The organism is Roseovarius confluentis (genome assembly GCF_002917925.1).
GTDB classification, from domain to species: Bacteria; Pseudomonadota; Alphaproteobacteria; order Rhodobacterales; family Rhodobacteraceae; genus Roseovarius; species Roseovarius confluentis.
Map to the genome: position 1 here is coordinate 235,304 of NZ_PPFE01000005.1, position 21,812 is coordinate 257,115.

General features: G+C 62.1%; 20 protein-coding genes and 2 pseudogenes. 6 read left to right on the plus strand and 16 right to left on the minus strand.

What is annotated here, in order from left to right; genetic code table 11:
• Positions 1–219: 219 nt before the first annotated feature.
• From C2I35_RS13920 to C2I35_RS13985, 14 genes and pseudogenes are all read right to left on the minus strand, one after another.
• Positions 220–525: pseudogene (locus C2I35_RS13920) on the minus strand (IS6 family transposase); the annotation flags it as partial.
• Between the two features lie 135 nt (positions 526–660).
• A complete protein-coding gene (locus tag C2I35_RS13925; RefSeq protein WP_211286152.1) occupies positions 661–1,653 on the minus strand; it encodes an NAD(P)H-quinone oxidoreductase in 993 nt (330 codons plus the stop codon).
• Positions 1,654–1,662: 9 nt separating this feature from the next.
• Entirely contained in the window at positions 1,663–3,039 is a 1,377-nt protein-coding gene (locus tag C2I35_RS13930; protein WP_103763662.1) for a hypothetical protein, read from the minus strand.
• The gene (locus C2I35_RS13935) at positions 3,032–3,859 is read right to left on the minus strand and encodes an SDR family NAD(P)-dependent oxidoreductase (RefSeq protein ID WP_103763663.1); all 828 of its coding nucleotides are present in this window, start codon (positions 3,857–3,859) and stop codon (positions 3,032–3,034) included. Before C2I35_RS13935 ends, C2I35_RS13930 begins: the two co-directional genes overlap by 8 nt.
• Entirely contained in the window at positions 3,856–5,361 is a 1,506-nt protein-coding gene (locus C2I35_RS13940) for a tripartite tricarboxylate transporter permease (RefSeq protein ID WP_103763664.1), read from the minus strand. Before C2I35_RS13940 ends, C2I35_RS13935 begins: the two co-directional genes overlap by 4 nt.
• Before the next feature lie 3 nt (positions 5,362–5,364).
• A complete protein-coding gene (locus C2I35_RS13945) occupies positions 5,365–5,886 on the minus strand; it encodes a tripartite tricarboxylate transporter TctB family protein (RefSeq protein ID WP_103763665.1) in 522 nt (173 codons plus the stop codon).
• Between the two features lie 73 nt (positions 5,887–5,959).
• Positions 5,960–6,943, minus strand: coding sequence for a Bug family tripartite tricarboxylate transporter substrate binding protein (locus C2I35_RS13950; protein ID WP_211286153.1), 984 nt, complete (start codon positions 6,941–6,943; stop codon positions 5,960–5,962).
• A gap of 56 nt (positions 6,944–6,999) precedes the next feature.
• Positions 7,000–7,713: an SDR family NAD(P)-dependent oxidoreductase gene (locus C2I35_RS13955; protein ID WP_103763667.1), complete on the minus strand. Its 714-nt coding sequence runs from the start codon at positions 7,711–7,713 to the stop codon at positions 7,000–7,002.
• On the minus strand, positions 7,710–8,480 hold the full coding sequence (locus C2I35_RS13960) for a citryl-CoA lyase (RefSeq protein ID WP_103763668.1): 771 nt from the start codon (positions 8,478–8,480) through the stop codon (positions 7,710–7,712). Before C2I35_RS13960 ends, C2I35_RS13955 begins: the two co-directional genes overlap by 4 nt.
• A 3-nt stretch (positions 8,481–8,483) precedes the next feature.
• The gene (locus C2I35_RS13965; protein ID WP_103763669.1) at positions 8,484–10,007 is read right to left on the minus strand and encodes a class I adenylate-forming enzyme family protein; all 1,524 of its coding nucleotides are present in this window, start codon (positions 10,005–10,007) and stop codon (positions 8,484–8,486) included.
• 12 nt (positions 10,008–10,019) lie between these two features.
• Positions 10,020–10,841 (minus strand): IclR family transcriptional regulator, encoded by an 822-nt coding sequence (locus tag C2I35_RS13970; RefSeq protein ID WP_103763670.1) that lies wholly within the window; start codon positions 10,839–10,841, stop codon positions 10,020–10,022.
• Positions 10,842–11,181: 340 nt separating this feature from the next.
• A pseudogene (locus C2I35_RS13975) lies at positions 11,182–11,892 on the minus strand (IS6 family transposase).
• An 83-nt stretch (positions 11,893–11,975) separates the two neighbouring features.
• The gene (locus C2I35_RS13980) at positions 11,976–12,422 is read right to left on the minus strand and encodes a GAF domain-containing protein (protein ID WP_103763671.1); all 447 of its coding nucleotides are present in this window, start codon (positions 12,420–12,422) and stop codon (positions 11,976–11,978) included.
• A gap of 21 nt (positions 12,423–12,443) precedes the next feature.
• Entirely contained in the window at positions 12,444–14,117 is a 1,674-nt protein-coding gene (locus C2I35_RS13985; protein WP_245890495.1) for a gamma-glutamyltransferase family protein, read from the minus strand.
• A gap of 96 nt (positions 14,118–14,213) precedes the next feature.
• On the opposite strand from C2I35_RS13985, the gene C2I35_RS13990 reads away from it, so the two are divergent.
• The 4 genes from C2I35_RS13990 to C2I35_RS14005 are packed head-to-tail and all read left to right on the plus strand — an operon-like array spanning position 14,214 to position 18,195.
• Entirely contained in the window at positions 14,214–15,002 is a 789-nt protein-coding gene (locus C2I35_RS13990; RefSeq protein ID WP_103763673.1) for a GntR family transcriptional regulator, read from the plus strand.
• A 35-nt stretch (positions 15,003–15,037) separates the two neighbouring features.
• Complete coding sequence (locus C2I35_RS13995) at positions 15,038–15,976, plus strand: tripartite tricarboxylate transporter substrate binding protein (RefSeq protein ID WP_103763674.1); 939 nt, start codon at positions 15,038–15,040, stop codon at positions 15,974–15,976.
• A gap of 11 nt (positions 15,977–15,987) precedes the next feature.
• Entirely contained in the window at positions 15,988–16,596 is a 609-nt protein-coding gene (locus C2I35_RS14000; RefSeq protein WP_245890496.1) for a hypothetical protein, read from the plus strand.
• A gap of 12 nt (positions 16,597–16,608) precedes the next feature.
• The gene (locus tag C2I35_RS14005; protein ID WP_103763676.1) at positions 16,609–18,195 is read left to right on the plus strand and encodes a tripartite tricarboxylate transporter permease; all 1,587 of its coding nucleotides are present in this window, start codon (positions 16,609–16,611) and stop codon (positions 18,193–18,195) included.
• A 60-nt stretch (positions 18,196–18,255) separates the two neighbouring features.
• On the opposite strand, the gene C2I35_RS14010 is transcribed toward C2I35_RS14005, so the two are convergent.
• Positions 18,256–19,137 carry a LysR family transcriptional regulator gene (locus tag C2I35_RS14010; RefSeq protein WP_103763677.1) on the minus strand — a complete coding sequence of 294 codons (882 nt, stop codon included), beginning with the start codon at positions 19,135–19,137 and terminating at the stop codon, positions 18,256–18,258.
• Between C2I35_RS14010 and C2I35_RS21915 the strand changes: the two genes are divergently transcribed.
• Entirely contained in the window at positions 19,136–19,582 is a 447-nt protein-coding gene (locus C2I35_RS21915; RefSeq protein ID WP_146050040.1) for a hypothetical protein, read from the plus strand. The genes C2I35_RS14010 and C2I35_RS21915 overlap by 2 nt on opposite strands.
• A gap of 124 nt (positions 19,583–19,706) precedes the next feature.
• Complete coding sequence (locus C2I35_RS14015; protein ID WP_103763678.1) at positions 19,707–21,296, plus strand: gamma-glutamyltransferase family protein; 1,590 nt, start codon at positions 19,707–19,709, stop codon at positions 21,294–21,296.
• Between the two features lie 392 nt (positions 21,297–21,688).
• Here the strand turns inward: C2I35_RS14015 and C2I35_RS22745 are convergent, their stop codons facing one another.
• Positions 21,689–21,805, minus strand: coding sequence for an integrase core domain-containing protein (locus C2I35_RS22745; protein WP_425442903.1), 117 nt, complete (start codon positions 21,803–21,805; stop codon positions 21,689–21,691).
• Between the last annotated feature and the right edge of the window lie 7 nt (positions 21,806–21,812).

A 21,812-nucleotide genomic window follows, 5' to 3' on the forward strand; every position in this document is an offset into this window, starting at 1 on the left:
AAGACCGGTCGCGAAATCATCAGATGGTTGGCAATGCTCTCTGCCAGAACACAGTGATTGGTATGAGCGGCCTTGCCAACTTATTTGGATCTGCCCGAATGCGGCCTGACCCACGCCCGTCAGGTGGTCATTTCAAGTGTGTAGGCGCTCCAAAGATCGAGGGCATCAGCTCTGCTGTGGCGATAGGATTTGGCGGTGAGACGACAGCGGCGCGGACGCAAGATCGAGTATGTTCCCATTCGCGTCAACTGCCCGCCAGAGCCAGAACTTCACGTCATTGATCGGAACAACGACTTCATCCAAGTGCCATTTGTCGCAAATGCCAGGCCTGTCGCGCTTGATACAATCGGCAAAATGAGGGCCAAACCGGTTCATCCAGTTCCGGACGGTTTCCCGGCTGACCATCACGCCGCGTTCGGCAAGAAGATCCTTGTCATCCGCCGTGCTGAGCGCAAAACGATGGTACGTCCAGACCTTATAGGCGAAGATCTCGCGTGGAAAACGGTGGCCTTTCAGCCCGGGCATTGTGCAAGGAGTTTTCCTACCTGATGCTTTTGCGAAAGCCAACGAGCAAACAAGTTGGTAATGCCCGCGGCCCTGATCCCGCCCGACCTGATGATCCGCCGCACCAGCGGCCCGCCGCAGGACGGTGCCTGACCGTCAGCGCACCGACAGGACGATCTTGCCCACATGACCGCCGTCCTCGAGTTCGGCATGGGCGTCGGCGGCGCGGGCCAGAGGATGGACGGAGTTGATGACCGGTTTGATCTTGCCCTGTTCCAGGAGGGGCCAGACCCGGGCCAGAAGGTCGGCGGCGATCAGGCCCTTTTCCTGTGGGGATTGTGGGCGCAGTGTGCTGCCGCACAGGGTCTGGCGCTTGCGGATCATGCCTTCGATGTCGATCTGGGTCTTGCCGCCGCCAAGGAAGGCGATGATGACCAGTCGCCCTGCCACGGCGAGCGAGGCGAGATTGCGGTCGAGGTAATCGGCGCAAATCATGTCGAGGATGACATCGACGCCGCGCCCGTCGGTGAGATGGGCGATCTCTTCCTCGAACCGTGCGGAACGATAGTTGATGGCTTCTGTAGCGCCGAGGTCGCGGCAGGCCTGGCATTTCTCGTCCGTGCCGGCGGTGGTATAGACGGTGGCGCCTATGGCGCGCGCGATCTGGATCGCCGTGGTGCCGATACCGCTGGCGCCGCCGTGGATCAGGACAGTCTCGCCCTCGGCGAGGCGCCCGATGCGGAAGAGATTGGTCCAGACGGTGAAATAGGTTTCGGGCAGGGCTGCAGCCTCGACCGCCGAAAGACCGGCAGGCCACGGCAGGACCTGGGGGGCGGGCGCGACGCAGTATTCGGCATAGCCGCCGCCTGCGACCAGCGCGACGACCTTGTCGCCCTCGGCAAAGGACAGCACGTCGTCGCCGCAGGACACGACTTCGCCCGCCACTTCGAGCCCCAGCACCTCGGTCACGCCGGGGGGCGGGGGATAGCCGCCCTGGCGCTGGCGCAGGTCGGGGCGGTTGACGCCCGCGGCCTCGACACGGATCAGCACTTCGCCCGGCCCCGGCGCCGGTATGGGGACCTCGCGGGGCTCGAGTACGTCCGGACCCCCCGGGCGGGTTGCGAAGACGGCTTGCATGTTCTGGGTCATATGTACGTCCTAACCTTGCAGGGATATGTAGGAACCGGCGGCGCAGAACAGGCCCAGCACCGCCAGTGACAGGACCGTCAGCCGGATGTTGTGCCGGCGCAGAAGCGGGCCGGGAGCCACCTGCATAATGCGGGTGGTGATGAGCACGTTGGCAGTGAACGGCGTGGAGGCGGCGGTGATGCCCCAACCGATGATCGCCGCCAGCGCCAGCCACAGCAGGGCCGCTTCGGGCACCAGCGGGTGCAGAAGGCCAAGGAGGATGCTTGCCGAGACGATCGGGTTCAGCGCCGATACGCCGCCCAGCACCATACCCATGGGCACGAGCGCGATGAGGACCGGCGCTAGAGCATCGGGCGGAACGGGCAGGTCGCCGTCGAAGCTGGAGACGAACCACGCGATAACGGCGCCGAGAAAGCCCGCGCAGGACACGATGACGATCTCGTTGGCACCGCTTGACGCGGTGGCGGCAAGTTCATCGTACAGGCCGGGAGCGCTGCCTGAAGTGACCTGGATCATCCACCAGGCCAGCGAAAAGATCAACACGGCCAGCAGAACGGACGCGGGCATTGACAGATCCGCGAACCGGTTCAGGGCGAAGGCCACCGCCACGAGAAGGGCGACACGTGCCACCACCCGCAGAAGAATCAGCTGTTCGGAGCGCGTGGGCATGACCGGCGTGGCCGTCGCCGGCCCGGACGCGGGAACGGGACCTTTGCGCGCCATGTAGCCGGCGGCAAGGTAAAGCGCGGCGGCGGCCAGACCGTAGGGCAGGACCTCGAAATAGTTGATCTCGGGCAGGATCGACAGAGTGACGATGGTCGAGAGCGCGAGCGGCGACCACATCGGCATGGCGCCGAAGCCGCGCAGCATCGACAGGGTCACATCCTCGACCGCGTTCTGGCGTTCCAGCTTGTCACGGGTCTGGGCCAGCAGCGTGGCCATCAGGCTGGCCGCGCCGAAATTCAGAAAGATCGCGAAGATATGCGTGCCCAGTGAAACGAAGAGATAGCGCGCGCCGCGCGGACGGCTGGCGACCACGACGGCGGCACTGCGGATATCGGGCGCGCGCGAGGCGGCGCGGCTGAGCATGCCGAGCGCGACCAGGAAGGCCGACAGGAAGGTGACGCGCGATAGTGCCCCGGCCTCGTCCAGCCAGCCCGCGACAAGGCCCCAGATGACCAGCATGACGACGAGGCTGCCGATGATCCATGCTGGCCGGTTGAGGGCCTGCCGATTGAGCAGGGCCAGCGCCATGAGCGCCGCCACTGCTGGGATTTCAGGCACCGGTGCGAAGATGGCCGCAGTCCCCGTGCCCAACAGGTACAGGGCCAGCCCCGCATTGAGGACGAACCGCGACCGGCCCGACGGGGGTGGGCGGTCAGGCATCCATCGCCTGCCGGATGCTGGCCGACAGGCCGCCGTCGACCACCAGCTGGGTGCCGGTGATGTAGCCCGCCTTGTCGGAGGCGAGGAAAGTTGCGGCCTCGGCGATGTCCCAGGCGCTGCCCATGCGGCCCATGGGGCATTGCGCGGCGCGGGTAGCGCGCATCTGAGCTTCGGTCCGGTCCCCATAGCTGTTGGCCAGTGTCACGCCGATGCGGGGCGTGTCGATCAGCCCCGCGATGATGGAATTGACGCGGATGCCATTGGGCGCAAGCTCGACCGCGAGGGACCGCACGAACTGGTTCGCGCCGGCCTTGGTGGCGGAATAGGCAAGGTGGGGATAGCCCACGTGCCGGATCGAGGCGATGGAGGACGTGACCGTTATGACCCCGCCGCCCTGCGCGCGCATCATCGGGATCGCCGCCTGTGCGGCCACGTGCAGCGAGGTCAGATTGGCGTCGCTGATGCGGCGCCAGTCTGCGGGGGTGGTGGCCTCGGACGGGCCGCTTTTGCCCAGGCCCACGTTGCAGTTCAGGATGTCCAGACGGCCATGTTTGGCCTCGATGCCAGATATCAAGCCGGTGACGCTGTCGTCGTCAAGGACATCGACGCGGGCCGCCTCGGCGCGACCGCTCTCGTCGGCGATCAGGCCCACGGTTTCCTCGGCCGACGCAAGATCGTTGTCGGCGGCGATGACATTGGCGCCCTCGCGGGCGAGGCTGATCGCGATGGCCCGGCCGATGCCGATGCCCGACGCGATGGACCCCGCGCCGATCACCAGCGCGATGCGGCCCTCAAGACCGTTGTCTGCGCCCTCGCTCATGCCGCACCCGATGTGCGCAGCGCGCTGCGCTTGGCGCGGGTGGCGCGCAGCTCGCGACGGACGCCGACATAGGCCGACAGGACGGTGATGACGATGAAGATCCAGCAGATCGGACTGCGGAAGAAGATCGTCACGTCCTCGGAAATGAGGAACGACCGGCGCAGGTTGTCCTCGAAGAGCGGGCCGAGGATAAAGCCCATGAGGAAGGGCGCCGCGGCCATGTCGATCTTCATCATGATATAGCCCAGCACGCCGAAGGCCAGCATCACGCCCACGTCGAACATCTGGCTTTGCACGGCATAGCTGCCGAACACGCAGAACATGAGCACGATGGGCAGAAGGATGTGGCGGGGAATGTCGGCGATGCGCGAGAAATAGCGGATCGCGAGTTTGCCCGATCCCAGAAGGACGACCGAGCTGAGCATGATGCCGATGAAGATGGCATAGATGATGCTGATGTTGTCCTGGAACATCAGGGGCCCCGGGGTGAGGCCCTGAAGCATGAAGGCGCCGAGGATCACCGCCGTCACCACGTCACCGGGAATGCCGAGCGCAAGCAGGGGAATGAGCGTGGCGCCAGCGACACCGTTATTGCCCGCCTCCGATGCGGCGACGCCTTCGATATTGCCCTTGCCGAAGGTTTCGGGAGACTTCGAGGTGCGGCGTGCCTCGCCGTAGGAGAGGAAAGCGGCGGCGGTGGCCCCGGCACCGGGGATGGTGCCGATGATGACGCCGATGAAGCTGCCTCGCACGATGGTGACGAGGCTGGATTTCAGCTCGGCCAGGCTGACGCGGCTCTTGTCGGCGGTCTTGACCGTGAAAGGCGCGACCTTGCGCATGTAGAAGTCGATCACCTCGGGCAGGGCGAAGAGGCCGATCAGCAGGGGGATGTAGCTGACCCCGCCCATCAGGTTGAAGTTGTCGAAGGTGAAGCGTTGCGTGCCATAGACGAGGTCCAGCCCGATGGTGGATGTGAGAAGGCCCAGCAGGCCGGAAATCAGCCCCTTGGTCAGGGACGACCCCGAGATCGAGATCACTACGGTCAGCGAGAAGCAGATCAGCCAGAAATATTCAGGCGGGCCGAAGGCAAGGGCAAGGCCGGCGATCAGGCTGGCGAAGAAGATAAGCGACAGATTGGACAGGAAGTCGGCGATGCACGAAGCGTAGAGCGCCATGTTGAGCGCCTTGCCCGCCTGGCCCTGCTGGGCTAGCGGATAGCCATCCAGCAGGGTGCAGGCGGCCGCGGGCGTGCCGGGCGCGCGAATGAGGATCGCGGTGATCGAGCCGCCGAAGACGCCGCCCTTGTAGACTCCGACCAGCAGCAGGATGCCGGTGACGGGATCGAGATTGAAGGTGAAGGGCAGGGCGAGCGCCACGGCCATGGTCGCGGTCAGGCCGGGGATTGCGCCCACGGTTACACCGAGGCACACGCCGGCGGTGATCGCCAGCAGGTTGGCCAGCGTGAAGAACATCTCGAAGCCGGTGGCAATATTCTCTATCATGGATCACATCCAGTCTTCGAAAAGGCCCATGGGCAGGGGCACCTGCGCGATGTGGGCGAAAAACAGATAGACCAGCACCGGCACGGCGATGCCGACGCCTAAGAGGATAAGCGGGCGGCGCTCGCCGCCGATGGCCATCAATGCGATGGTCACAATGATGGCGGTGAGCGGCATTCCCAGCCGCTCGGGCATCAGAAGGTAGAGCGCCAGCAGGCCGACAAGCAGCAGCAAGCGGGATTTCCAGCGCGGATGTGTCCCGAGCGAGGCGTCGTCCTCGCCGGGGATATGCGCGGCAAAGATCGCTTCCAGAAAGTGGATCAGGGCGAAGAGGCCCACGCTGATCGTCAGAACGTAAGGCAGGAAGACGGGTGACAGCGGCAGGTGTTTGACCGACGCCGGTCTGGTGACGCCGTTCGGGATGACGACGAAGGCGAAAACCAAGGCGGCCAGGATCGTGAGCACCGCGAAGATGATTTCGCGGCGGCGGCCCCTGCGGGCGTCGGTGTCGGTATCTGTTTCGCTCATGGCTGGCCCTCCTCCATGCCGCCCTTGACGGGTGGCGGCCCCGGCGGGCCGCCACCTGGTAATTGTCGAAAGATTACTCGACTGTTACGCCGGCCTCGTCGACGACCGCCTTCCAGCTGGAAAGCTCGCCCTCGATGTAGGCGGCGAAATCGTCGGGGCTGCCGCCCTCGATCTGGCCGCCGCGGGTGTCGGCGAATTTCTTGAAGCTGTCGCTTGCAAGGACTTCGCCCATCGCGTCGTTCAAGGTGGCGACGACCGCGTCATCGGTGCCCGCAGGGGCCATCAGGCCGAACCATGAACGCGCGGCGAACCCTTCAAGCTCTTCAATGCCCAGCTCGTCCAGGGTCGGCACATCCTCGAGGTGCTCGGAACGCTCCGGCGTAGTGACTGCCAGCGCGCGCAGGGCGCCCGACTCGATATGCGGCATGGCCGAGGGCAGGTTGTCGAACATCACGTCCACGTCGCCTGACAGCAGAGCCAGCACGGCCTCGCCACTGCCGCGGAACGGCACGTGAGTCATGTCGGCGCCGGTGCTGGCCTTGAACATCTCGCCCGAGAGGTGGATCGAGCTGCCCACGCCCGAGGACCCGAAGGTCATGTTCTCGGATTTCGCGGCTTCGAGGAATTCTTCGGCCGACTGGTAGGGGCTGTCCTCGTTGACCACCATGACGTTGGGGATCGACATGATCAACTTGATCGGTGCGAAATCCTCGACCGGATCATATTGCAGGTTCTTGTAGACAGCGGGCGCGATGCCGTGCGACGACACCTGCCCCATGAAGAGCGTGTAGCCATCGGGTCGGGCGTTGGCCGCCTGGGTGGTGCCCAGAGTGGCGCCGGCACCGGGGCGGTTTTCGACCGTCACCGTCTCGTCCAGCACTTGGCTGAGGCCGTCGGCGACCTGGCGGGCCAGAACATCGGTTGCGCCGCCGGCGCTGTAGGGCACGATCAGCGTGATGCGCTTGGTCGGGTAGTCCTGCGCCATGGCAGAGCCGCCGAAGGCCAGCATGGCAGTGGCGCTGACGGCGCCGATCATGGTTCTACGGTTAAGTTTCATCTTGGTCTCCTCCTTTGATGAAATGCCTTTTCTTTCAGTCTGGTCCGGATTCTTCTTCAGACGGATCCGATGGTCATGCCTCCGCAGACGTAAAGGACCTGTCCGGTCACGAACCCCGCCCTCTCCGAACAGAAGAACGACACGGCGTCGGCCACGTCCTCGGGGGTTCCGGTGCGTTTCATGGGCACCGTCGCGATGATCTTTTCGGTGCGCGGGTCGCCCGGCGGGTTCACCTTGTTGAACAGCTCGGTGGCGATGGGGCCGGGGCCGAGCGCGTTGACGGTGATGCCGTGCTGGCCCAGTTCGAGCGCCCATGTCTTGGTCATGCCGTGCAGACCGGCCTTGGTGGCCGAATAGGCAGTGCGCAGCTCCTTGCCCAGCGCAACGCGGCTCGAGATGTTGACGACCCGGCCCAGCCGTGCCTCCTTCATCGATGGCAGGGCGGCTTGCAGGCACACGAGAGGCGCGCGCAAGTTGACCGCAGCCACCTTGTCGAGGGAATAGGGATCGGTCGAGGCGACATCCGCAGGTTCTACGATGCCGGCATTGTTCACCAACCGCGTCACGCGCCGCCCGTCGCAGAATTTCTCCAGCGCGGTGCGGGTGGCCTCGACATCCGACAGGTCGAGTTCGAGCACCTCGTCGGAGTGGTCATGCTCAGGCGCGATGCGGTCCACGACGGCGATGCGCAGCCCGTCGGCCTTGAGCCGCTCTGCAATCGCCGCGCCGATGCCGCGCGCGCCGCCGGTGACGATGGCGAAGTCGCTCATGCGTCGTCCTCGAACGGCATGGCCTTGTCGATTGTTTCCCAGATGAAGCGACCGGAGGGTTTCTGCTGCTCTTCGGCGATATGCGCCACGAGGCCCGCGGCGCGGGAGATGATGGCGAAACCGCGCATCAGTTCCACGGGGATGTCCATGTCGCCCAGAAGCGCGGCGGTGGCGCCGGTGGCGTTGATGGTGATGTGGCGGTCGAACTCGGCGTCGACGGCGGCGGACAGGGTTTTCAGCGCGCGCAGGTAGCGCGGGTTTTCGGATGCGGTCTCGCCGATCTCCAGCAGCTTCAACGCGCGGGGATCATCCGGGCGGTGAAGATGGTGACCGAAGCCGGGCAGGTGAGCCTTGCGGGCGCGGTGTTCGCGCACAATTTCGGACGCGCGGGTGGCCTGTGCGTCGGCGTCGAGATCGACCAGTTCCGAGAGCAGGCGGGCGTTGTTCTCGATTGTGCCGACAAACTGGCTGCCGACGGCCAGAAGCCCGGCCGCGACGGCGCCCTGCAAATTTTCGGGCGCGGACATGTAGATCGACCGGGTGGTGATGGCGCTGGGGGTCAGCCCGTGTTCCATCATCACGATCAGGATCGCGTTCATCACGCGTTTCTGGCTGGGGCTGACGGGGCGGTTCAGGATGTGCTGCATCATCACGGTGACGAAATCGCTGTCATCGGTCAGCAGTTCGTCCACCAAGTTGCTGTTGCGATAGAAAATCTCGGTGTCGGTGTAACGGCACAGGGATGTCGTGGGCGCTGGTTTGGACATGGGTCAGCCTTTCTGAAATGCGTCGGCGTGCGCGGTGGCGTGCTCTTCCGCAAGTTGGTTTTTCTGAAGCTTGCCGATTGCGTTGCGCGGCAGGCTGTCACGGAGATTGACGGATTTGGGCGTCTGGACGGGGCCGAGACGCTCGCGGATGAAGGCGATGATCTCGTCTCCGGTGACGGCCTTGGCATCCCGCACCTGAACGGCCGCATGAACCGCCTCGCCCCACTTGTCGTCAGGCACGCCGTAGACGGCGCAATCAATGATCTCGGGGTGTTCGCCCATGACGGTTTCCACATCCGCCGGGTAGACATTGAAGCCGCCGGTGATGATCATCTCCTTGGCGCGGCCCCGGATGAAGAGATAGCCGTCCTCGTCCTTCTGGCCGAGGTCGCCGGTGTGGAGCCAGCCATCGGCCAGCGTCTTCGCGGTGACCTCCGGCTGGTCCCAGTAGCCGGTCATCAGAAGGTCGCCGCGAATGACGATCTCGCCGGTTTCGCCCACGGGCAAGATCTTGCCCGCGTCGTTCATGATCTCAACCCGGCTGAGAAAGGTCTCGCGGCCTACCGAGGCGCGCTTGGCCGGGTCCTTGAGTTCCTCGGCCGAGATCATCGTGGCGATCTGGGGCGCCTCCGTCTGGCCATAGGTCGAGGCAAGGCAGGGGCCGAATATTTCCTGCGCGCGGCCGATCGCGTCGGGGCGCATTGGGCCTGCGCCGTAGATCAGGTTCTTGAGGTGCGCGTAATCGGCGTCGCGGACGTTTTCGAGCTCCATCAGCATGTAAAGCACGGTGGGCGGCACGAAGGTCGTGGTGATCCGGGCGTTCTGCAGGAAGTCCAGCGTCTGCTCGGGGCGGGGCCGGTCGAGCAGCACGAGCGTGCCGCCGGTGGCCAGCGTCGGCAGGATATAGGTCGAGGTGCCGTGGGTGATGGGCGCGGCGGCGAGGTAGCGCTGGCCCTCGTCCAGCGACCAGGCGGCGACCTGCGTGGCGATGTTGGTGTTCCAGGCGCGGTAGGGCTGCATCACGCCCTTGGGCAGGCCGGTGGTGCCACCGGTGAACTTGATCGCCTGCGTTGCCGAGAGAGGCAGGTCGGCCTCTGCCGGGGTCTGGCCGGCATGGTCGCGGCAGAGCGCACCCGTGGTGCCATCGCCGCCCTCGGGATCGGAATATAGGAACATGGCCTCGGCACCGGCGAGTTTCGCTGCCGTGTCCTTCTGGACGATGACGATGCTTGTGCGAGTGAAGGAAACGGCGCGGACCAGTTCGGCTGCGGCGTTCATCGGTTGCAACGGCACCCAGATCTTGCCCGCGGCCAGAACGGCCAACCAGCAGACGAGGTGGTCGATCGTGTTGTAGCTGCAAATGCCGACACGGCTGCCGAACTCGGGATCGAGCTTTTGCAACCCGGTTGCCAGCGCCTGCACGCGGGCGTGCAGATTCCGATAGCTGAGCTGCTCGTTGCCGTGTTCGATGGCGATGTGATCGGGCCAGAGCTTGGCTGCGCGGTTGAAGAAGTGGATGGGATACATGCTTGGTCTGCCTTAAGTCTTGAAACCCACGCGCTCGATGGCACGCTTCATTACAGCTACGATTTCCTTGCGATGCTTGGGGCCGAGATGGGACTTCAGTGCCGCGACCGATATCGCTGCCCTGAGCTGTCCCGTCTGGTCGAAGACTGCCACCGCGATGGCCCCGACATCTGGGATGATAATTGATCCGTTGATCAGCCAGCGGTGTTCGCGCCAGTGCTGCACCATGCGCCTCACTTCGGCCGCGTTGAGCTCGCCATAGCGGCTGAAGGTGTCGCTGCTGGCGGCGATCAGCCGGTCGCACTGTTTTTCTGGCAGGGCGGCGAGGATCGCGGCGCTGCCGGCACCCACGCCAAGCGGACGCCGGGCCCCGACGCGCAAGGTGTTGGCACAGAGCGCATAGGTATCACCCGACGCGTCGATGCAGAGCGCCTCGTCGTTGAAGGGTACGGAGAGAAAGGTGGTCTCGCCCGTAACGGTCGCGATCTCGTTCAATGCCGGACGTAACTCCATGCGAACGGGGTCAAACTGGCGCGGGGAGCCGGGGGCGCCGGCGAGATTGAAGATGCCGATGCCCAGCGTGTAAATCTTGGAGTAGGGGTCGAAGCTCAGAAGTCCGCCGTCCACGAGCCCTTGCAGAAGCCTGCGCGCCGTCGCCGTCGTCAGGTTCGCCTTCCGTGCCACCGCCGACAGGGTGACGCCGCTCTCGTTGCGTTCCGCTACGATGGGCAACAGGCGGATCGCCTTGGCAAGCGAGGTCTCCGCGACGCGGTCCGGCTTGTGACCCGCAGTTTGGCCCGTGTCTTGTTCGGTATCCTGGCCCGTTCCAGTCAATTGTGTCTCCCTCCCAGAAGATCCCGTCGTGAGACAGGGAATCTGCTGGGAATTTCGTGATGTCACACCTCGCTGTCGAGTCAAATTTGATCGATATATGAAATTTTCTTTTCAACATGCGAAATAAAAAAGTGCAGGTTGTTGATTAAAATATGTTTTGCGTATTTAATTTTTTTAAACCTGCTCAAACGGAAGACGATGGTCATTCATTTGGGGTTTGTTACAACTTGTCTGCTAGACCCCTGCCAGAGGCGCAGTTTCCGCGGGTGGATTGCCAAGGGCTTTGTCCGGCATTGCCAACTTATTTGCATCCGCCCGAATGCGGTCTGACCTGCGCCCGTCAGGCGGTCATTTCGAGTGTGTAGGCGCTCCAAAGATCGAGGGCATCATCTCTGGCCTGGCGATAGGATTTGGCGGTGAGACGATAGCGGCGGGGACGGAAGATCGTGTTGATCTGGTCATGTGCGGCCAGAAATCTCTGCGCCTGTCCCGGCGACTTGAAACGCCCCATAAGTTTCTCTCGCTTTCAGGTCGGCCGATGGGATCCTTCGATCCGGTTGTTCAAGCCCTTGTGCGCCCGATGATCAGCGTTCGCCGCAAGGTTGCAGATCGGCCTGATGTAACTGCGCAGCTTGTCGGTGATCACGACTCGCGGCGCGCCATGCCGGTCGATCAGCCGCTTCAGGAACCGGCTGGCGGCCTTCGCATTACGTTGCTTTTGTACGAGAATGTCGAGCACGTTCCCATTCGCGTCGACTGCCCGCCAGAGCCAGAATTTCACGCCATTGATCGGAACAACGACTTCATCCAAGTGCCATTTGTCACTGGTGCTCGGCCTGTCGCGCTTGATACAATCAGCGAAATGGCGGCCAAACCGGTTCACCCAGTTCCGCACGGTTTCCCGGCTGACCATCACGCCGCGTTCGGCCAGCAGATCCTCGACATCCGCCGTGCTGAGCGCAAAACGATGATACGCCCATACTGCATAGGCGACGATCTCGCGTGGAAAACGGTAGCCTGTCAGGCCAGGCATCGTGCACGGTATTTTCATCCCGGTTGCCTATGCGAAAGCCGGTGGGCAAACAAGTTGGCAATGCCAGCACCTCTGCTTGCAGGTAAGGCGATTTAGTTTCTTTAGATTTTTCGGCGTTCGGCGAGGGCTTCTGCGCAGGCCTTGCCGAACGCAATCTCCACCGCAGAAAAAGGTGGGGCCTTGCGCAGAAAGTTAATCGTGCCGATTACCTGGTTTCCGGCAATTACAGGTACGTTCAGAACGGCGTTGAGACCGAGGCCGAGGATCTTTGCGTGGTCGTCAAATGCCCACGCGATGTCATCGGCGCCGAAACCGCAGTTTGTTTGCTTCTCGATCAGAACCTTTTGGCCCCATGCGCTTTGTCGCTTGGGTTTGCGCCCGCTGATCGGATAGGCGTTGGGCATGGTGGAATAGACACGTTCGACCTCCATCGTTTCCCGGTGAAAACGCATCGCGGTGAACAAGGCGTTTGGAATTGCCGCGTCGCAATGCGCGAGAGCTTCTTCAAGCGTCAGGGCGGGCGAGGAGAGGTGCGAAAAGTCAGTCATTTCATAATCCCTTGAGAGGATCTAGCCGGATACGGTTTTGCTCGTGGCCGCGCTACCTGCGCGGCGCGGGTCGGCTACGGCTTGAACGCCGTTGTCGTCGCGCAGCGCAAGGCAGATGCCGCCGGCGATCCATGTGGCGGCCGGCCATGCCTCGAGGTCGTGGCCACGTGCCTTCAAATCGGAGACCTGATCAGGGTGAATATCGGATTCGTAGAGCACTTTGTTAGGATGCACATCATGCGGAGCAAAGCTGCCGGGAAAGGAATAGGTGGCGACACGTGGCGCACGGACCGCGTCTGCCGGGGATAGCCCGCCGTCCAGGAGATGTAGCAGGACCTGTGCCGTCGCCTGAACCTGCACATCGCCGCCGGGCGTGCCGAGCGCCAGCCACGGCGTGCCCTCCTTCAGCGCAAGGATTGGGTTGGGGGTCAGGCGCGGTCTCTTGCCTGGGGCAAGGGCATTGAGATGGCCGGGGATACTTCGCGATTGCGATCCTCGGGACGACACCGAAAGGCCGGTCCCGGGGACGACCACCGTATCGTAGCTTGGATCGCTGGGAGTGGCCGAGAAGATGTTTCCGGAACCGTCGATCACGCTGATATGCGTCGTATCGGCACAGCCAACACGGAAGGGAGCGTCGTCGGCGTCGCCGTTTCGAAGCGGCAGGCGGCCGGGCGCCGGTAACGGATCCGACTGATCGGAGATGCCGCCCAGCCGTTCGGCCAGAAAGTCAGGATCGAGGAGGGCCTCGGGCCGGATCGTCATATGGTCGGGGTCGGTGACATAGGCTTCTCTGTCCGCAAAGACCCGCTTGAGCACTTCCAGCAGGAAATGCACATTCAACATGCCATCACGACGCGCTGCATCCAGCCCTGCCGCCTCGATCATGGCGAGAGTTTCAGCCATAGAAATGCCCTGGCACCAGGCTCCACAGCAATGGATTTCCGCGCCTCGGAAAAGAACCGGTATGGACACTTCATTCCGCACTTCGTAGCCGGCCAGGTCGGCCGCGGTCAGCAGGCCGCCGTTTGCCGCGTGAAACGCGACGATTCGCTCTGCCACAGGCCCCTGGTAAAAAGCAGCGCGCGCGGCGGCGAGGCCTGCGCGACGGTCCCCGGGGCAGGCGGCTTCGGCGTCCAGCATCTGTTGCAGGGTCCAGGCGAGATCACGCTGGAAAAATGTATCCCCGGCCAAGGGCGGCCTTCCGTCCGGCAAGAATATCTCGGCGGTGGAAGGAAAACGCGCATATTTTTCCCGGCGCGTGGCGATGAAATCGGCCAGAAGAGGATAGACCTTGAAGCCTTCTTCAGCTGCCGTAAGTGCCTCTGCCGCGACGTCGGCCAGGCGCAGGGTCCCCTTTTCCGACAGTGCCTTGATCCAGCTTGCCGGGGCGGCGGGGATGACCGTGCGAAGAATACCTTCGGGCACGTGCTCGCCGTGATCGCGGTGCATCTGGTGAACATCCGCTGCGGCAGGCCAGCCACCGACCCCATCTTGCGCTGTCACCTCTCCGGTTGCCGCGTCGTACATGATGATCGGTGCTACACCCGCAACCGATACGAGGTCTGGCTGTACCACGCCGAGGGTCAGTCCGGCGGCCACGCCGGCATCCACTGCGTTGCCGCCGGCACGTAAGACCCGCACCGCTGCCTTGGTCCCCAAAGGGTGTCCGGTGGCGACTGCCCAATCATTCATCATCTTTTCCTGGACTCGTAATTTTAATAATTAACTCACCCTAACCCTTTAACTACGTAGTTGACTAGCCCTCGACGATAATATTAGCGTTGTAATATGAGCGCGAAACCAGACAACCTGCCCCTTGGGCCCTTGCTTGGCCACTGGAAGGCGTCCGAGGCGACATTGGTCAAGTACCAGCGTCTGACAGAGGCATTCGCAGCTTGCATTCGCGCTGGGGATTATCGCCCGGGGGGGCGTCTTCCAAACGAGACGGAAATTTGCGCGGCGTTGCCGGTAGGCCTGTCGACTGTCCAGAAGGCCCTGGCGCAAATGGTAGAAGAGGGGCTGGTGGTACGTCGCCGCAAGTTGGGCAGCTTTATCGCTGAAGCCAGCAACCAGGTGCCAGAGGTCCATATCTATCGCTTCCGGGATCCGGCGACGGGTGAAGAGATGATGCCTTATACGCGCGTGCTGCGCGTGTCGCGGGTGCAGACCGAAACCTACGGTAAGTTGCTGGCGGAGTTCGACGCCGAAGAAGTTATCCGAATTGACCGGCTGGTCTGGGTAGAGGGCGAGCGGCCAGCCTTCAGCGCATTTTACCTGCCTGTAGAGTATCACAAGGGCATGCCCGACGAGAAAACCGAAACTCTGCACGGAGCATCCTACCACCGAATCTTGTGGGAAACCTACGGCGTCCGCATCGCACATGTGCGCCACGCGGCCTCTGCCGAGCTGCTTTCGGGAATGGCCTGCGAGCATCTCGACCTTGCCGCGCCTCACGTCGGAATGCTTTGGGACGCACACGAATTCAACCGCGACAATCGATTGCAGATTGTCCAGCGGTTTGAACTGCCGCGCGGGCACAGGCCCATGGAATTGGCAGAACGCAAGTCGGTCCTGTGACCAGATGAATGTATCACAACAGTGGAGGTTGAATAATGAGAAAGATACTGACTATGGGCGCTGCGTTGTCGTTGCTTGCAGCCCCCGCCTTGGCGGAATGGAATCCCGATGGCCCGATCCGTCTGTGGATCGGTTATGGTGCGGGTGGCGGTACAGATGTACAGGGCCGTACCCTTGCCAAGGAGATTGAGGCTCTGCGGGGATGGAAAGTCCTGCCGGAGAACAAGGCAGGTGAGGATGGCACCGTGATGTCTGCTCAGCTCAAGGGCGAAGAGCCTGACGGCCAGACGCTGGGTTTTGCAATAACCACGACCTACGACTTCGCGCCGATGAACAGTGACAACCTGTCGCCTGAAGATTTCACCTACGTCACGACGACTGCAGGGTCGCAGATGGCTGTGCTGGCGCGTGCAGAGAGTGGCTGGGAAACCCTGGACGATCTAAAGGCTGCGGCAGATGCAGGCGAAGAACTTGTATGGGCCAACTGGGGTACGCAGGTAGAAGCAGGCGCCGAAATCGTCGCGCGTGCGTTGGATATCGATGTGAATCATCTTCGCACAAAGGGTGGTCGCGGTGCGCTTAACGCACTGGTTTCCATGGATGCAAATGTCGGCTGGGGCGGTGGCGTGCAGAAGCCTCTGGTCGAAGCCGGCGAGCTGAATATTCTGGCTTCAGCCGAGACTTCGCCGGTTGCGCTGGCCCCGGAAAAACCCACCCTGCAGGATGTGGGCATCGATCTGAACCTCGGCTACCAGTACATCATCACAGGGCCGGCCGGCATGCCGGATGAAATCCGGGATGAGATCGCCGCCGTGGTCGCCGAGATTCTCAACAACCCGGACAGCGAAACCCGCCAGTTCATCGAAAAGCAGTATCCGCCGGCACCGATCCTGACCAGCGGTGACGAACTGCGCTCGCAGGTGATGACCACCTACGAAGCCAACGTCAACATGATGGAAGCGCTCGCCGAGTGACCGGGACTCCTGTGGAAAACGAGGCTCGAGAAGGGCAGGGCGGGAGCTGGAATCTCTGGCTTGGGCTTGGAGTACTGGGCTTTGTCGCCCTGTGCCTGACGGTCTGGTTTCCTCAGGATATCGGTAGCGGTTTCATGCAAAAAAACCTGACCGGGCGCACCGTTCCAGGCGATGCATTCTTTCCGGTTCTGCTGGTGGGGCTCATGGTCCCACTGGCAATTCTACTTGTTTTTTCTCAACTGCGCCCGCGTCCGGGCGCGAGCGGTGAACCTGTCGGACACGTTGGTGCCGGCAATCTGGTTTTCCTGATACAGGTCATCCTGCTGACAGGCATGTCGATCGTGTTGATGAACCTTACCGGGCCCGCGGTCGTCTGGTTGACCAACAAGGCAGGACTGACAGCCTTCAGCGGATACCGGGCCGCATCGGCTACGTTTCCCTTCAATGTATCAGGGTTCGTCGCTGGTGGTTTCCTTCTAATCTGCGGCTTCATCCGGCTGACCTGTCGTCGGCTGAGCTTGCTCCATGTGCTGGTGGCCCTTGGGGTCGTGCTTATGCTTGTCCTGGTGTTCGACATTCTTCTGGAAAACGTCCACCTGCCGCCGAATGCCGATCTATAGGGCGTCTACAGAATGGATCTCGTTTTTCAGTACATACAGCTGGGTATCACCTCGGTTTTCGAAGGGCCGGAAGGTGGGCTGACCCTGCTGCCAGTGTTCATGGTGTTGATCGGGGTGCTGACCGGCGTTCTGATCGGGGCAATTCCAGGCATGTCAGGTCCTTTCGCCATGGCGATTGCGTTGCCGATCCTGGTGTCCATTTTCGGTTACGGGAATGATGCGCTATACCCTGTTCTGGGCTGCCTGTTGGGTATCATGAAAGGCGCGACCGTTGGTGGGGCGGTGCCGGCGATACTGTTCCGCACGCCGGGGACACCCGATGCCTTCCTGACCACGCTGGATGGCTATCCGATGGCGGCCAAGGGGCATGCGCGAAAGGCGATCCAGACCGCACATTTCTCGTCTGTTCTGGGCGACAACTTTTCCGACCTCGCGCTGTTCATTGCTGCGCCGGCCATCGCGCTGACGGTCGAACGCATTCTCGGTCTGCCGGAAAAATCTGCGCTGATAATTCTGTCGCTGTGTTTCATGGCCGCCGTAGTGGGAAAGGCCCCGTTGAAGGGGCTGCTGGGCGGATTGCTGGGCATGTTCGTTTCACTGATCGGGTCCGCAATGTCGGGCAACGGACCGCGCCTGACCATGGGAATGCCGGAGTTGGGCAACGGCCTGCCGCTGACCTCCGCGGTGCTGGGGGTGCTGGTGATCTCGGAGGTGCTGGTGTCAATGGAGGACATTCGTAACAACTGCGACGACGCGTCTTCAAGCGACGGTAAGCGCCCTGAGATGGGGCCGCGCCTGACATGGGTGGAGCGGACTGCGATGCTGCCGGGCATCCTGCGTGGGGCATCCATCGGGACGCTGATCGGCTCACTGCCCGGTATTGGCACGACCACCGCTGCAACCCTCAGCTATGACAGCGCCAAACGTGCATCGAAAACGCCAGAAGCCTTCGGTACCGGCGTGCCGGCCGGCGTGGTGGCCACGGAATCGGCCAACTCGGCCGTGTCGGGGGCGAATCTCATCCCGGTCATGAGTCTGGGTATCCCGGGCAACTCGGCGGCGGTCTTCATCATCCTGGCGGTGGAGACGATTGGCGATTTCGCATTCGGTCCGCAGGTCTTCCAGTTCACGCCAATCCGCGAGATCGAGGGATTCGACACGATCCTGAACGCCGGCCTGGTCACGGCATTCGGCATCTTCACGATGATGATGATTGCCAATTTCTGGAACTGGACCTTCGGCGCGATGCTGATGGGTGTACTGGGCCATCTTGCGAAGATCCCCAAGTCGGTGATGCTGCCGGTTATCCTTATGGTGTCGCTTACCGCCGCCTACACGCAGGATGGCGGGTATCTAGGGCTGCTGACGGCATCGGTCTTTGCGCTGATCGGCTACGTGCTGCGGCGGCTGGACGTGTCGATCCTGCCCTTCGTGATCGGGTTCTTGCTGGCGCCGACGCTGGAGGTGCTGGTGCGCGGCGCCTTCACCGCGTCGGGGGGCGACCCGTTTTTCCTGCTGAAATCCCCAATCGCTCTGGTGATGCTGGCGTTGTCTGTCTTCCTGCTGGGACGCATGGTGGTTCAGGCGCGCAAGACCTAACGCCTTCGACATGTCTGCGGCGTGGCCGGGTGTCGGCAACGGTTGCGGGCGTATGGTGGGTCAGTCGCAATCGTCGTCGGGTCTGCCGACTTCGCGCAGGGTCTCGGAGAGGCGCGACAGTACTCCACCGCGGGTCGAATGAGGACTTTGCACGATGCCCAACCGTCGGTGGATGGGTGGATGGCCGAACGGGAACCAGCCCAGAGAGGCGGTGACCGCGTTGTGCATTACCGCGTGAGGAACCACCGCAAAGCCTAGCCCCGCCTGCACGCAGCCAATGACGGAGGTCATTGTGTTGACCGACACGATCTGCTCGGGCTCGACGCCGAGGCGGGCAATTTCCGTGTCGACCTGACGGGCCAGCGGGACCTGGGTGCGGTATCGGATGTAGGGAATGTTGCTTACGACCTCTTCTAGCGACCGGCTGTGCGTGCCCGGCGGAGTAATGACCACCAGCATCTCGCTAACGACCTCTGTCCAATAGAGGCTGGGCGGCACCGCCACATGCTCGGCCACGAGCGCCGCGTCGAGCTGGCCGGATGCGACCTCGTTCATCAGTTCTTCCGACATGCCGATGCGCAGTCGGTAGGTCAGGTCGGGGTAGATCGGGCGCAAGGCTGCAAGCGCGCGCGGCAGGATCGACTGCGCCCCGGTACGCAAGGACCCGATGGCCAGTGTGCCACGCACCGCGCCACCGGCCGGGGTTCGGGCATCGTGCACAAGCTGTAGCACTGCGCGGGCGGTACGGACCACTTCGGCGCCCTTGGCCGTTAGTTTGGGAGGGCGGCGCGAACGGTCGAAGATTGGCGCGCCAATTTCCTCCTCCAACCCGGCGACCTGCTGGCTGACCGCAGAGGCTGTCAGATGGACTGCACGCGCGGCGGCGGCAAACCCCCCATGTTTTACGATGGCCAGCAAGGTTTCGAATTGTCGAGTATCCATGATGGCTAAGTTAAGAAAAATCGCTCTTAAAGGCAAAAACTTCGCGCTTTGCGCAGGTATTACTTGTGCTATTTCGGTAAGCAAGGGAAATGCCCTGCTTTCGGGGCACAACAGGAATACACCGGATGAGTTTGACAACTCGCTTCTCGCCCTTCACGACACCGGCCCCATTGCCGCCCGACGACGTATCCGAAAAGCGGTTGCGTCTGCTCCGTGGCCTGGCCGACATGCCGAGAAACCTGATCGGACCGGTGGTCACAACCCGCTGCACCATCGGCTCCTTCTTGCTAAACTTTCGTTCAACGAGCCTGCCGGGCAGCGAAGTCGCAGGGGAAGGGCCGACTTCACACCGCGCGCGATCACTCATGTGCTGCATTCGTTTGTCCTGGGCATGATCCGTATGTCTCTTGTACAAGCCAATCAGCGCCGGGTGCTGACGACTTAAGGCGACCCGAGAATGTTCCTATCGTATAAAGCCAGCCTGCTGCTACGGATCGCTGCAACTCTGAAGGTTGTCTGGATCATCGGCAACCTTCCCAAACAACGAAATTAAAGAAAGAGGTCCTTCGATGCAGTTGCGTCATGATCCCGTCTATCCGTCCCGTCGCTCGCCTGTCCTGGCGAACAACATGGTTGCCACGTCGCAGCCGCTAGCCACGCAGGCCGGGCTGACCATCCTGCAACAGGGCGGCAATGCGGTGGATGCTGCCATCGCCACGGCAGCCGTTCTGTCTGTTGTGGAACCTACGGGCAATGGCCTCGGCTCCGATGCTTTCTGCATCTTGTGGGACGGCAAGCAGCTGCATGGGCTTAACGCTTCGGGACGTGCGCCCGCCGCATGGTCGCCCGAACGATTTCCCGATGGCATGCCTCAACAGGGATGGGATTCGGTGACAGTACCGGGTGCGATTGACGCCTGGGTCACACTCTCGGAACGGTTCGGCAGACTGGGGCTGGCGTCTGTCCTGTTGCCGGCGATCCGCTATGCAGATGAAGGATTCCCGGTTTCGCCTGTCATCGCTTTCTTGTGGGAAAAGGGCTCGCAACTTTTGGGCAAACAGCCCGGATTTGCTGAAACCTTCATGCCCGATGGCCGTGCTCCACACGCGGGCGAAAGGTTTCGCAATCCCGGCGCCGCACGCACGCTGCGCCTGATCGCGGAGACCAAGGGCCGCGCCTTTTACGAGGGTGAAATCGCGGAGGAAATCATCGCCTTCGCCAAGGCACACGGAGGCGCGATGACAGCCGAGGACTTGGCTGGTCACACGTCCGACTGGTGCGGTACGATCTCGCAAGGCTTTGAGGATTGCGAATTGCACGAGATCCCGCCCAATGGGCAGGGGATTGCAGCCTTGATGGCCCTGGGCATGTTGCAAAACACACCGATCCGCGAGCACGGGGCCGACGATGTCGCGGCGGTTCACCTGCAACTCGAAGCGCTCAAGCTGGCCTATGCCGATTTGGATGCCTACGTCGCCGATCGCGTCCACATGACGGAGGTGGATGAAACGGCCTTGCTGGATGAGGATTACCTGAAATCCCGCGCGGCGCTCATTGATCCGGCGAAGGCGCAGAATTTCGGAGCGGGGGCACCGAAACGAGGAGGAACCGTTTTGATGAGCACTGCGGATTCATCCGGCATGATGGTCAGCTTCATCCAGTCGAATTATGCCGGGTTCGGTTCCGGTGTTGTCGTGCCCGGCACCGGTGTTTCGTTGCAGAATCGTGGGGCCGGTTTCACCACTCAGGCTGGTCACCAGAACCAGGTCGCCGGGGGCAAGCGCCCATTCCATACGATCATTCCCGGCTTCGCCATGAAAAATGGCGCACCTTTGATGTCCTTTGGAATGATGGGCGGCCCGATCCAGGCGCAGGGTCATGTGCAATTGTTGTTGAGAACGCAGCTGTGGGACCAGAATGTTCAAGTCGCCGCAGACGCACCGCGCTGGCGGTTCATCTCGGGTCTTGACGTGGCTTGTGAACCAACGATGGCGAAAGCGACCTTGGCAGGCTTGCGCGATTTGGGTCATCGGATAACGGTGGAAGACCCCGACAACGCCTTCGGTTTCGGAGGGGCCCAGTTGATACATCGGACGGATTCCGGTGACTATGTCGGAGGGTCTGACCCGCGCAAGGACGGGCTGGCAGCCGGTTTCTAGATTTGATCTATTTGATTAGCAAAACGCGCAAGGCTATTGCATAGGCACCTTACGATCCCAAGGGTTCCGTTGCAATAATCGTCGAGATCTCCGACAGATCACTGGTTCAAACTGTGGAATGAACGATGGCAAGTAGCAATCCATTCAAGCGAAACAGGTTCCCCCGCGAGATCAACTTGCTGCCAACGGTCTATGCCTCGACGAGGTTTGTGGGAACGTTCCGACAGGCAGGGTTCATGAAACTAAACAATTACAATACGCTTTAAATGGAAATCGTTCGAGACGTTGAACCAACCAGCGGAGGGCTAACATGAGTAAGCTGCTGTCCTATGGCTCAGAAAACGAAAAATAGATTTCGGCGATCAATCACCGCCCACCACAGGGTAACGTGTCTAGCCCCGAATGACTGGGCCATTTCTTCGTAGAGTCTCGGGCACCGGCGGTCGCATATTTAGGGCCTGGTGTGGGCGGGTATGATTGTACTGTTTGAGCCAGCCATTGATGACGATCTGGGCC